This is a genomic window from Azospirillum brasilense (assembly GCF_001315015.1).
Lineage (GTDB): Bacteria > Pseudomonadota > Alphaproteobacteria > Azospirillales > Azospirillaceae > Azospirillum > Azospirillum brasilense.
In genome coordinates this window covers 640792-652755 of the sequence record NZ_CP012914.1, presented here as the reverse complement: position 1 = coordinate 652755, position 11964 = coordinate 640792, and the positions used below count along the sequence as shown (strand labels likewise).

The 11964-nt window shown below is 67.4% G+C and carries 11 protein-coding genes and 2 pseudogenes; 6 read left to right on the top strand and 7 right to left on the bottom strand.

Annotated elements, in window-relative coordinates; all coding sequences use genetic code 11:
• Positions 1 to 61 precede the first annotated feature (61 nt).
• Together AMK58_RS02965 and AMK58_RS02960 are read right to left on the bottom strand one after the other, a co-directional pair.
• Positions 62 to 331: a hypothetical protein gene (locus tag AMK58_RS02965; RefSeq protein WP_035675734.1), complete on the bottom strand. Its 270-nt coding sequence runs from the start codon at positions 329 to 331 to the stop codon at positions 62 to 64.
• A 38-nt stretch (positions 332 to 369) separates the two neighbouring features.
• Positions 370 to 1188: a phage capsid protein gene (locus tag AMK58_RS02960; protein ID WP_035675736.1), complete on the bottom strand. Its 819-nt coding sequence runs from the start codon at positions 1186 to 1188 to the stop codon at positions 370 to 372.
• Between the two features lie 420 nt (positions 1189 to 1608).
• Here AMK58_RS02960 and AMK58_RS02955 point away from each other — a divergent pair, with 420 nt between their 5' ends.
• Positions 1609 to 2046: a PRC-barrel domain-containing protein gene (locus tag AMK58_RS02955; protein WP_035675739.1), complete on the top strand. Its 438-nt coding sequence runs from the start codon at positions 1609 to 1611 to the stop codon at positions 2044 to 2046.
• A gap of 58 nt (positions 2047 to 2104) precedes the next feature.
• Here the strand turns inward: AMK58_RS02955 and AMK58_RS02950 are convergent, their stop codons facing one another.
• From AMK58_RS02950 to AMK58_RS02935, 4 genes and pseudogenes are all read right to left on the bottom strand, one after another.
• The gene (locus AMK58_RS02950; protein WP_079285130.1) at positions 2105 to 4489 is read right to left on the bottom strand and encodes a putative bifunctional diguanylate cyclase/phosphodiesterase; all 2385 of its coding nucleotides are present in this window, start codon (positions 4487 to 4489) and stop codon (positions 2105 to 2107) included.
• A 164-nt stretch (positions 4490 to 4653) separates the two neighbouring features.
• Positions 4654 to 5361 carry a capsid assembly protein gene (locus AMK58_RS02945; protein WP_059398600.1) on the bottom strand — a complete coding sequence of 236 codons (708 nt, stop codon included), beginning with the start codon at positions 5359 to 5361 and terminating at the stop codon, positions 4654 to 4656.
• Between the two features lie 25 nt (positions 5362 to 5386).
• The gene (locus AMK58_RS02940; protein ID WP_035675743.1) at positions 5387 to 5659 is read right to left on the bottom strand and encodes a Bbp19 family protein; all 273 of its coding nucleotides are present in this window, start codon (positions 5657 to 5659) and stop codon (positions 5387 to 5389) included.
• Positions 5652 to 6365, bottom strand: a pseudogene (locus AMK58_RS02935) (portal protein); the annotation flags it as partial. The pseudogene AMK58_RS02935 and the gene AMK58_RS02940, both read right to left, overlap by 8 nt.
• A 111-nt stretch (positions 6366 to 6476) precedes the next feature.
• On the opposite strand from AMK58_RS02935, the pseudogene AMK58_RS02930 reads away from it, so the two are divergent.
• From AMK58_RS02930 to AMK58_RS02920, 4 genes and pseudogenes are all read left to right on the top strand, one after another.
• Positions 6477 to 7557: pseudogene (locus AMK58_RS02930) on the top strand (IS5 family transposase).
• The gene (locus AMK58_RS30275; protein ID WP_155903510.1) at positions 7554 to 7721 is read left to right on the top strand and encodes a hypothetical protein; all 168 of its coding nucleotides are present in this window, start codon (positions 7554 to 7556) and stop codon (positions 7719 to 7721) included. The pseudogene AMK58_RS02930 and the gene AMK58_RS30275 overlap by 4 nt, the downstream one beginning before the upstream one ends.
• A 48-nt stretch (positions 7722 to 7769) precedes the next feature.
• Positions 7770 to 8840 (top strand): IS630 family transposase, encoded by a 1071-nt coding sequence (locus AMK58_RS02925; RefSeq protein WP_059398598.1) that lies wholly within the window; start codon positions 7770 to 7772, stop codon positions 8838 to 8840.
• A gap of 133 nt (positions 8841 to 8973) precedes the next feature.
• Entirely contained in the window at positions 8974 to 10314 is a 1341-nt protein-coding gene (locus AMK58_RS02920; protein WP_059399031.1) for an IS1380 family transposase, read from the top strand.
• Between the two features lie 129 nt (positions 10315 to 10443).
• Here AMK58_RS02920 and AMK58_RS30270 read toward each other — a convergent pair whose 3' ends face one another.
• A complete protein-coding gene (locus AMK58_RS30270) occupies positions 10444 to 10605 on the bottom strand; it encodes a hypothetical protein (protein WP_156355532.1) in 162 nt (53 codons plus the stop codon).
• Positions 10606 to 10815: 210 nt separating this feature from the next.
• On the opposite strand from AMK58_RS30270, the gene AMK58_RS02915 reads away from it, so the two are divergent.
• Positions 10816 to 11961, top strand: coding sequence for a tyrosine-type recombinase/integrase (locus AMK58_RS02915; RefSeq protein WP_137165178.1), 1146 nt, complete (start codon positions 10816 to 10818; stop codon positions 11959 to 11961).
• Positions 11962 to 11964 lie beyond the last annotated feature (3 nt).

Sequence of the window (11964 nt, the reverse complement as noted above, 5' to 3'; positions counted from 1 at the left end):
TCAGAAGTCGCCTTTCCCTCTCCCCTGGAGAGGGGGGAGAGGGAAAATCGTGCCAAGTCCGTCAGTCGGTGTTGGACGCGCCGAAGGGCGACAGGTTGGTGACGTCCACCACCCCCGCCGCGTTGGCGGCGACCACGAAGACGCCGGCGGCGGGCGTCCCGGCGGTGCCGGTGTTGGCCAGGATCATGTCGCCGCTGCGCAGCAGATCGGACGCGCCGTTGAAATAGCCGCTGTTGTCCACCAGCGTGGCGGCGTCCGGCGTCGTGTAGTGCCACAAGGTGAAGCCGTTGGCGTAGGCGAGGACGCTCAGGTCCTTCGGAAGATAGGCCATGGGAGGAAACTCCATTTCGATCGTCGGCAGGGAGGGCGTCAGGCTTCCAGGCAGCGCATGGTGACGACGCCCGCCGCGTCGATCAGGCCGGCGCCCTGCGACATCATGTTGTTGACGAAGTGCGCGGCGCGGTCGCCGTGCCAGGAGATGTCCGTCTTCACGTCGGCGCCGGAGGCGTGACCGACGGCCGTCTTGTGGTACCAGTGGCACAGGCGCACGCCGCTCTCCGCCTTCAGACCGGAATGGGGCATCCACAGCGTGCCCAGCCAGCGCTTGGCCTGGGTGCCGCGCCAGGGCAGCTCGTCGGCGCCGACATATTCGGTGCTGGCGAACTCGTCGATGCCCAGAAGCTGGCTCCACTGCTTCCAGCCGACGACGGCGTAGCGCTGGCCGTCGTCCGGCACGTCGGACTCGCCCAGCTTCTCGAAGGCCGTCAGCACCTTCGCCTTGGTCAGCCCGTCGCTGGACGCACCCGCGTAGTTGGTGGACCGGTTCAGCTCGCCGAGAATGAGTTCGTCGGTCTTGCGGCCCAGCGCGTAGGCGCCGGCGCTGGCGATGATCTGCCGCTCGTCGATGTTGGTCTTCAGCTCGTCCAGCCGATCGACCCAATCGCCGGCGTAGAAGTCGTAGAGGGTGCATTCGACCGGCGTGTGGTCCAGGTTCATCACCGGAACCGCGCCATGGCGCGCCTTGGTCGACGCGGTGCCCTTGCCGACCTTCTGGAAGACGGTAGAAGCGCCCTGGACGTTGTTCTTGGTGCGCACCGTGTTGCGCAGCTTGGAGCCCATGCGCTGGTAGGCGTCGTGCACTTCGCGTTCGAACTGCTTGACGAAAGCCTGGGCGACCGAGGTGGACATCGGATTGTATTCCTTTCGCGTTCTGCGGTGGTCCCGTCCGGCGGGAAGCATTCCGCCACCCGGTTGTCAGGCGCGCCCGATCCCGGAAAAGGACAAGGGACGCGCGCCCGGCCGCGGGCGAAGCGCGAAAAAAGAAAGGGGCTGACCGGGCCTTTCGGTTGTCCGGTCAGCCCCTTTCAGGACAGGCATGGAGGGAGGTTCGGGATGCCGCGGCCCACCGCGTGAGGGGACGCACGACGGGCGTTGGCAAGAGAGTTTCTAGGACACCCGCCCTCTTATGTCAAGAATATTTTCCTTTGATGAACCGTCATCCCCTTGGCGCGGTACCCCCTCGGGGCGTGGAATATCCCCCGAAGCCACGCTGTTGAATGGTTGGCCTCAACGGCCCGAAAAACACGGCAAAAAAAAGGAATACGCTTCATGAAGACGATCATCACCGCCTGTGGCGTCGCCGCGCTTCTGCTCGCCACGCCGGCCCTGGCCGAAAGCACGTCTGGAACCACCGCCAAGGAGGTCCCGAGCAACAAGGCGACCGGGCAGGTCGCGGCCACCCACGGTTCGCTCGACCCGGCGGTCGCGAAGATGACCGCGGCCCAGCTCAAGGGGAAGGACGTCTACGGCAGCGACGGCAAGGACATCGCCGAGATCGAGGGCATCGTCCGCAAGGGCGGCCAGACCTTCGCGGTGATCGACGTCGATCACATCGCCGACATCAGCGACAAGGACGTCGTCCTGCCGCTGGAGCGGCTGCACATGAAGGGCAAGCGCCTGACCGTCGACATGACGGAGAACGACCTCAAGGGCCTGGAGTCCTGGCAGAAGGACAAGTACGAGGACGTCAAGGGCGCGCTGCGCTGACCTCAGGGCCGATTCGGGAGGAAGAACCGGGGGCGACGGCCCCCGGTTCTTCCAGATCTCACGCCGACCGGCGCAGGCGCACGGCCAGCAGGTCGGCGGCCTGCCCGGCGGGAACCGGGCGCCCGGTCAGCCAGCCCTGGACCAGGGTGCAATTGTGGTGGCGCAGGAAATTGGCCTGCTCCTGCTTCTCCACCCCCTCCGCCACCACGTCGAGCCCCAGCATATCGGCCATGGCGATGATGGTGGAGACGATGCCGTTGTCCTCCCGCTCGCTCGGCACGCCGTTCACAAAGGAGCGGTCGATCTTCAGCGTCGTCACCGGCAACCGCTTCAGGTAGCTCAGCGAGGAATGGCCGGTGCCGAAATCGTCCACCGCCACGCGGATGCCCATGGCCTTCAACGCGGCCAGGACGGACAGGGCGTGGTCCATGTCCTGCATCACAGCACCCTCGGTGATTTCCAGCTCGACCAGATCGGGCGACAGGCGGTGGCGGTCGATGATGCGGCGGAAATCCTCGGCGGAACGCTGGCGCAGATGGCGCGGGGAGATGTTGACGGCCACCGGCACCGGCTCCAGCCCGCGGTCGATCCACTCCCGCAACTGCCGGCAGGCCTCGTCGATCACCCAGTCGCCGAGCGGCACGATGAAGCCAGTGTCCTCGGCGACCGGGATGAACTCGCCGGGCGGGATCATACCGAAACCGGGCTTGTCCCAGCGCAGCAGCGCCTCGAACCCTTCCAGCGACTGGTCGACCAGCGACACCTTGGGCTGGTAGTGGAGCTGGAACTCCCCGCGCGCCAGCGCCGCCCGCAGGTCGCGGTCCAGCGCCAGATGGCGGTGCGCCTGGTCGGCCAGCTCCTTGCGGAAGAAGGCGTGGCGCTTGCCGCCGGCCCGCTTGGCCGCGTAGAGCGCCGTGTCGGCGGAGCGGACCAGTTCCTGCGCGCTGTCGGCATGGTCGGGGAACAGGGCGATGCCGATCGACGGGCGGACGTAATGCTCCGTCCCCATCAGCAGCACCGGCTCGTCGAAGGCGGCCAGGATCCGCTGGGCGGCGATCTCCACCTCCTGCGCCTCGCCGACCTCGTCGAGGATCACCGCGAAGTCGTCGGTGCCGATGCGCCCCACCGTGTCGCTCGCCCGGACCGTGAGGACGATCCGCGAGGCGACCTCCTGCAGCAGCAGGTCCCCGGCGTGGTGGCCCAGCGTGTCGGTGATCAGCTTGAAGCGCGACAGGTCCAGGCACAGCACCGCGAAGCGGCGGCCGTGGCGCCGCGCCCGCTCGATCGAGGTGTCGAGCAGCGATTCGATGAGGGCGCGGTTCGGCAGGCCGGTCAGCCGGTCGCGCGTGGCCAGCCGCAGCAGCTCCCGCTCGTGGCGCAGCCGCTCCGTCATGTCGGCCAGCGCGCAGACGTAGCTGCGCCGCCCCTGCACGTCCAGGCAGGACAGGGAGAGCGAGGCGTCGATCCGCCCGTCCGCCCGCTCGATCACCAGCTCCTCGGCACGTTCCCTGCGACCGCCGGTTCCCAACCCCGCGACGGCTCCGTCGGCCGGTGTCCCCAACCCCAGCAGCCGGGCGATCCGCTCGCGGTCCTCCTCGACGAACAGATCGGCGAAGCGATGGCCGTCGAGCCGCTCCGCGGGCACGCCGAACAGCGCGGCGGCGGCGGGGTTGTGCTCTTCCACCCGACCGTCCTCGCCGACCAGCACGATGGCTTCGCCGATGTTGTTCATGATGCCGAACAGCCGCTCGTCGCGCACGATCAGCGCCTCGGCGGCCTGCCGGAAATAGTCCATGGCGCGGGCCATGGCGCCGAACTCGTCCTTGCGGTCGCGGCCGGGGATGTCGATGCCGGTCTGCCCTTCGGTCAGCCGCTCCATCCGCTCCGACAGCGCCTCGATGGGACCCAGCACATGCTGCGATAGAAACACCGACAGCGGCCAGCTCAGCACCAGCAGAACGGCGATGAACAGGACGAAGGCCAGGGCCTCCATGGCGAACTCGCGGTCGAGGTCGTCGGTCCCGCTGGCCGCCGCGATGGTCCAGCCCCACGGCTCGAAGGTTAGGCTGGCGCGGACCGAACGAGCCTCGTCCATCCAGCCCTCGGGCACGCGTCCGTCGGTGAACACGCTGACATGGAAGGGATCGCGTCCCAGCGCCCGCAGCGCCAGCCGCGCCTGCCCCTGACCTTCGTCCCGTGGCAGGGCGCCCGCCTCGATGGCCGCGTTGATCTCGCCAAGCATGGCGTGCGCCGACCCAACCAAGGCGTGGGTCAGCCGTCCCCGCTCCGTGATCAGACCGCTGCGCAGCAGGTAAAGCGCCGGGATTGCCGCCATGAGGCAGCCGATCAGGCCGATCCAGGTCAGCCAGCGGATCTTGCGGCGCAGCGTCATCACGGTCCCGGCGGCAATCGTCGCACCCGGCTGCTTCCGGGCGGTTGTCATTCTGCGCGAAAGCGTCGCTTTTTTATTTCAAACACGCAACGGTCAAGTTGCCTGCCGCGGTTCGCCTTCGTCCTTTTCAAACCGGCTGCGACATTTCGCCCATCCGGCGCGGCGTGGGTTCGAAGGTCACCCCGCGAAGCACACCGCGCCACCGGTCCGCCGCCTCAGGCGCTCGGGTACAGGCGCTGGAACCCGTCGGTCACCTTCGACACCACCGCCGGGTCGCGGTCCCGCCAATAGCGGGGATCGCGCATCAACGCCTGCAGCTCCGCCTCCCCGCCGGCGGACGGCGCGCCGGCGGGCATCGACAGGGCGGCGGGCTCGCCGCCGGTCATCATCCGGTGAAGCGCCATCACTCCCTCATAGGTGGTCGACAGCCCCTCCACCGCGGCGGGCGGCAAGTTCTTCACCGCCCAGGCGTGGAGCTGCCGCGACACCTCCCGCCAGCGCTCGGCCCCGCCGAACTGGGCGGACAGCCGTTCGACCTCGCGTTCCGCCTGGAATTCGGCGGCCAGCTCCTGGATCAGCGGGACCAGACGCTCGGCGGCGAGGTCATAGACGAGCTGCGCCTGGTCCGGCGTGAAGCCGGCGCCGTGCAGGCGGCCGTTGATCGCCGGGTCAGGCTCGAACAACCCATGGTCGCAGGCGATGCAATAGCCCTCCGGCCCATCGGGCACGCCCGGCGCCGCCAGCAGGTCGGGCCGCTCACCGCCGTCGAGCGCCGGGGCGGGAGCGGACAGCTTGCGCTCCAGCTCCAGATAGGACTTCAGCAGCGCCTCCACGCGCACCGCACCGGTTTCCGGGTCGCGGAACTTCTCGGGCACCGCGGGCGGGGCGCCGGGAACGGTCGACGTCAGCAGGTTCTCGGCCATGGATAGCTCCTTATTGATGAAAGACTCAGGCGCCCTGCCCACGGGCGGTCAAGGCGAGGATGAGGGCGACCAGACGGCGCTGGCCCTCCAGGTCGCGCAGCGCGGCGTCGGAGGCGTCGGGGCCGAGCGTGCGGTCCAGCGTCATGGCCCTCAGCGTGGCCAGCACCCGCGCCCCGTCCGGCCCGGCGAAGCAGCGGGCGAAGCTGGGCGCCGGATCGCCGGCCGGAACCGCCTCGGTGGGCGTCATGCCCTCCAGCCAAGCCCAGCCGCCGTTGTTCCAATCCGCCGGATCAGCCATGAGGCGCCTCCGCCCGCACCAGTTTGGCGGGCACGCCGAAGGCCTCGCCCAGCCAGCGCGCGGTCGCCGCGACGTCCACCGCGGACAGCGCCTCCGGTCCGAGCTGCCGCGCGGTATCCAGCCAGCGCAGCGTTGCCTGGACGTCCCGCTGCGCCTGCGCCTGGGCCAGCGGCGAGCGGTGCTGCAGAGCGACCGTGCGCCCGTCGACCGCGATGTCCGGAATCTCGCCGCGGCGGCGTAGGATGCCGACGGCGCGCAGCACCAGCGGGGTCAGCAGCTCCGCCTGGAGCCGCCCATAGGTCGCGCCGAGCAGCCGGGCCATCTCGGCGGAGCGTTCGACCACCTCGGTCGCGGTCATGCGCGGCTGGTCCAGCGGCCCCAGCCGGTCGGCGAGCAGCGCGTGGCGGATGCGCGCCCGCAGGTCGTCGAGCACGAGCTGCGACACGTCGAACCGCCCGGGGTTGGCGAGCGGCGTCAGCCCGGCCGACCCCACCGCCTTGGGAATGATCGTCCCCGGCACCAGCCGGATCGTCGCGGGGTTCAGCACCCCGTCGTCGTCGGCCTGCCAGATGCCGGTGACGGCGACGGAGGCGTTCTTCAGCACCAGCTCGACCACCTTGTTGGCGGTCTTGATGTCGGGCAACGCCTTCATGACCGGCGACCGGCCATAGGTCTCTCCCGGTGCCTTCAGCCAGCGGAAATTGATTTTCTTTTGGGGGGGCAAATAAACGCTCTAACAGGCTGCTGAAAAACACCCTTCCCGGCGCGGCATGGTTGTGATTCGCTTGCCCTGTGGTGGTCAGGCGAGGTCATGGGGATGCGCGGACGGCAGTCGCACCAGGGCGCGATGTTCAGCTACGTCTCGCTGGAGGAGCGGATTCCGGCGAAGCATCCGCTGCGGGCGATCTGGGCGGTGGTCGACGAGGTGCTGGCTGGCATGGGCGCGGCGTTCGCCGGGCTTTACGCCAGCACCGGGCGGCCGCCCATCCCACCCGAACAGGTGCTCAAGGCGCTGCTGCTGCAAGCCTTCTACTCGATCCGCTCGGAACGCCAGCTCGCCGAGCAGATCGACTTCAACCTGCTGTTCTGCTGGTTCGTCGGGCTGGGCGTGGACGATCCGGTCTGGCATCCGACGGTCTTCACCAAGAACCGCGACCGCCTGCTCGCCGGCGACGTGGCCGGTGCTTTCCTCGGTGCCGTGGTCGCGCACGCCAAGATCAAGGGCCTGCTTTCGGACGAGCACTTCTCAGTGGACGGCACCCTGGTCGAGGCATGGGCCAGCATGAAGAGCTTCCGTCCCAAGGACGGGAGTGACGAGCCGCCGGGGCCGGGGCGCAACGGCGAACGGAACTTCCATGGCGAGCGGCGCAGCAACGACACGCACGCCAGCGTGACCGATCCCGAGGCCAAGCTGTTCCGCAAAGGACGCGGCAAGGAGGCCAAGCTCAGCTTCATGGGCCACGTGCTGATGGAGAACCGGAACTGCTTGGTGGTCGGGGCGAGGCTGACGCAGGCCAGCGGCACCGCTGAGCGGATCGCCGCGCTGGACTTGGTCGGCGCACTGGAGGGCCGGCACCGCATCACGGTGGGCGCCGACACGGGCTACGATACGGCCGATTTCGTGGCCGACCTAAGCGCGCTCAAGGCCACGCCGCATGTGGCAGAACACGTCGAGGCGGCGTTCGCGCATCGACGCGCGCACCACCCGGCATTCCGGCTACGAGGTGAGCCGACGCTGCCGCAAGCGCATTGAGGAGGTGTTCGGCTGGGTCAAGACGGTGGCTGGTCATCGCAAGAGCCGCTTCCGCGGCACCGCCCAGGTGGGCTGGGCCTTCACCTTCGCCACGCCGGCCTACAACCTGATCCGGCTGCCCAAGTTGCTGGAGGCGGCGCCATGACGACGGCACGACGTTGCAAGGTGCTCGGCAAGTGGCGCCTCACCGAAGCCGACCAGTGGGACTGTGCCAATCTCAATCTGGTCGAGCCGGCCTACATCCGTTTCGACGAGGACGGCCGCGGCAAGATGGTGTTCGGCGCTCTTCAGGCTGGCCTAGTGCACTGACGCAGACATAGGATTCATAGAGGGCCGCCGACGTGCGATTCTATCGGCATGGCCCAGACCGTTAGCGTCATCGTTGGACCGGAGGACCGCGCGCGCTTGGCTGTGCTCCTCGGCGACCGCAACCGCCCGCTCAAGCATATCCAGCGGGCAAACATCATTGTGCTCTCGGCCGACCGGCTGCCCGTGCAGGAGGTGGCGCGCCGGGCCGGTGTCAGCCGCCCAGCGGTGTGGCGCTGGCAGGTGCGCTACGCCGAACAGGGCGTCGATGGTCTGCTGCGCGACAAGACGCGCAAGCCCGGCCGGGCACCGCTGCCCACCACGACGGTGGCCAAGGTGCTGGCGCTGACCTGTTCGGAACCGCCTGGCGCCGTCACCCACTGGACAGGCCGGGCCATGGCCAAGACGATCGGCATCAGCCTGCGCGCCGTACAGCGCATCTGGGAGGCCAACCGCCTTCAACCGCTTCGCCTGCGCACCTTCAAACGCTCCAGCGATCCGGCCTTCGCGGCCAAGGTCGAGGATATTGTCGGGCTTTACATGGACCCGCCCTGCCATGCGGTGGTGCTGTCCATCGACGAGAAGAGCCAGATCCAGGCGCTTGACCGCACCCAGCCCGGCTTGCCGCTGAAGCCCGGCAAGTGCGGGACGATGACGCACGACTACAAGCGCAACGGCACCACCACGCTGTTCGCTGCGCTGAACACGCTGGACGGCACCGTGGTCGGGCGCTGCATGCCCAAGCACACCCACAAGGAGTTCATCAAGTTCCTCGCCGCCGTGGAACGCGCCGTCCCGGCGGGCAAAGTGATCCACGCCATCGTCGACAACTACGCCACCCACACGCACCCGAAGGTGCTGGACTGGCTGGCTGATCATCCCCGTTGGGTGTTCCATTTCACGCCCAAGTCCGCCTCCTGGATCAACGCCGTCGAGGGCTTCTTCTCGATCATCACCCGCCGAAGCATCCGACGCGGCGTCTTCAAGTCCGTGGCCGATCTCCAGGACGCCATCGCACGCTACATCCGCGCGCACAACAAGGCGGCCAAGCCCTTCGTCTGGACCAAGCCCGCCGACACCATCTTCGCCAAACTCGATCGGTTGCCTGCACCTTCTGAATGAGTCAGTGCACTAGCCCGGATAATTCACCAGAGCTGAAGCTGGGGGTGGCGGGCGCGAGGTTAAGCCGCTGACTTCGTGTATGATTCTGGTGCTGAAGCAGTCTCACCACGGATCAACGGAGTTCACGCCCGCCATGGCCGAGAGTACCGGGGTTCTGCCCGGCTTGTCACCGGTTGCCGGCAAGCCGGTTCACGCCGCCTTCGATGGCGGCCGTCTCACCTCCGACGCCGGCGTCCTGCTGCTGGCCGAGATCGATCGGCGGCTTGGGGTCTGCGAGCGCCTGGCGCGCTGCATCGAGGACCCGCGCGCTCCCGAGCGCGTCCGGCACACGCTGGCGGAGATGATCCGCTTCCGCGCCCTGCTGATCGCCGCCGGGTACGCCGACGCCAACGACTGCGACGCCCTGCGCAGCGATCCCGCCTTCAAGATGGCGGTCGGCCGACTTCCCGAGAGCGGGGGCGACCTGTGCTCGCAGCCGACCATCAGCCGCCTGGAGAATCTGCCCGGTCCGGTGGCGCTCAAGCGCATGATGGCCGCCATGGTGGAGCTGTTCTGCGATAGCTTCGTCACGGTGCCGCGGCGCCTCGTGCTGGACATCGACGACACCGAGGACCGCGTCCACGGCGCCCAGCAGCTGTCCCTCTTCCACGCCCATTACGACGGGCGCTGCTTCCTGCCGATGCACATCTACGAGGCGACCACCGGCAAGCCGGTCGCCGTCATTCTGCGGCCCGGCAAAACGCCGGACGGTACCGAGGTGGCATTGGTGCTGCGCCATGTCGTGCGGGCCATCCGCGCCCGCTGGCCGCGCGTCGATATCCTGGTGCGCGGCGACAGCCATTACGGCCGCCACGAAGCGATGAGTTGGTGCGAGCGCAACCGCGTCGGCTACATCTTCGGCCTGGGCGGCAACACCGTCCTGCTCGGGCGCGTCACGGCCCTCGCCGAGGACGCCGCGATGGGCCGGGTGGCTGGGGAGGTGGACAAAGTGCGCCGCTTCGGCGAGTTCCGTTATGCCGCCCGCTCCTGGAAGGTCGAGCGCCGGGTCATCGCCCGCGTCGAGGCGTCGGCCCAAGGCACCGATACGCGCTTCATCGTCACTAACCTGACCGGCACGGCCAAGGCGCTGTACGAGACCACCTATTGCGCGCGCGGGCAGATGGAGAACCTGATCAAGGCGCACAAGCTGCACCTCGCCTCCGACCGGACGTCGTGCAGCAAGGCCACGGCCAACCAGTTCCGGCTGCTCATCCACACCGCCGCCTACTGGCTGCTGCACACCTTGCGCAGCTTGGCGCCGAAGGCGTCGTTCTGGCGCGAGGCGCAGTTCGACACGCTGCGCCTCGGCCTCATCAAGGTGGCGGCGCGGGTCACCGAGATGGTGACCCGCATCAAGGTGTCATTGCCGGCCGGCTTCCCCTACCAGGAAAGCCTGGCGATGCTGGCCGCCCGTACCGCGAAGTTGCCGCCGTAACCGCAGGGGCGGCGTGCCCCCGAACGAACCTGTCCCCGCAACCCTTGAGCCCCGTCATGCCGCGCCGTTGGCGCCACCCATCGACGCGCCTTCGGACCGCCGTTCCAAAACGCTGATGAATGATCCGGGCTAGAGTGCGAGACCAGCATCAGCAGCATCTTCTTCGATTTCGAGGGCGACAACGAGATGACCCCCATCCGCGGCACCGGCACGGCCGAACTGGCCGAGGATGGCAGCCTTGAAGTCGAAATCAGCATCCACCACAGCGACAAAATCCAGATCAAGGCTCATCGCTGGTAGTTTTTCAGCAGCCTGCTAAAGCGTTGTCGACATGTGGAACAAAACTTGATGCCATATACTCGAACCAAGGGGGGCACCATGGCCTTCATAATTATGCCGTGCAAACTGCGGGCGACGACTATTGGCACTCAGGACTTGGCGCGGATTCCGGTCCTATACGATCGAAATTACCAGTGTCATGCGCCAGCGTCGCAATACCTCATGGACATCGGGAGGGGACGATGGATTCGCGGAAATGAAAACTGCGAGGCGCACGCCCCAAGTGCTTACGCCCGGAAACGCATTCCGAGCGACGGCTCGATAGTGACTTACGGCCGACAGATTGAGCACTTTATCACGCATTGCGAGCGCCGCCGAATCAACTGGCGGGAACTCGACTACCAAGGGGTACTCGACCGGTACGTTAATCCGATGGTCTGCGGGAGGCTTGCACCGTCTACCATCAACGGTCGATTCCACACAGCCGTTGATTTCTTGACTTGGGCGGCGAACGCGGAAGAGCGCGGACCGTTTGAAGTGGTTGTGGAGGTGGTTGCCTCCGATCCGCGCAAGTCTGCCGCACCGCGGCGCCGGCTGGTCGGGGGCGTGCGGCCCGATCCCGGGGATTTGTCGCTGCCTGAGCGTTCGGCGATTGAGGAGTGGCTGACCTATCTACAGACGCGCGACAGCCACACGGCGAATGTTGATGCGCTCATGTGCTGGACGTTATTGCGGACCGCTCTGAGAGCCGAAGAGATTCTGCGGTTGCGGGTCTCCTGCCTGCAGCCCGTGAAGAAGCCGGGGCCGCACGATCATGACGCCACTCTGCTCGTCCAATACGGCACGAAGGGCGGTCGAAAGCCTAACGATCCGGAGGCACGCGGCAAGCCCCGGCGGATTATACTATCCCTCAGGGCGCTGGAAAGGTTGCAGGATTACGCGCGTGGTCGCCGCAAGATCGCGCTGCGCACATTCCTGCGCAAGAACCCGGGTGCCGCAGAACCCCGAGAGTTGTTCCTAAGCCCGGACACCGGCGGACCTATAGCCTACCGCACCTTTTGGGGGAAGTGGAAGGTCGGACCGGTGCCTCTGCCGCAGTGGAGCCCGCATCTCGGGCGCCACACCTGGGCGTGCTATACGCTGCTGGACGAACTCTACCCTATGGCCGAAGCGGTGTCTCGCGGTGGTCTCGAGCTCGCAGGGCTCGTGCAACCGCATTTCGACCATGTCATCACCACACTGATCAGGCCACAGCTCGGTCACATCAGCGCTGAGACCACTGAGATGTACCTGAAATGGGTGGCCGCTCAACTCCAGGTATCGCGCGCGCACCGGGAGTATGCCAACTGGCTCGACAGGATGGAATGATGC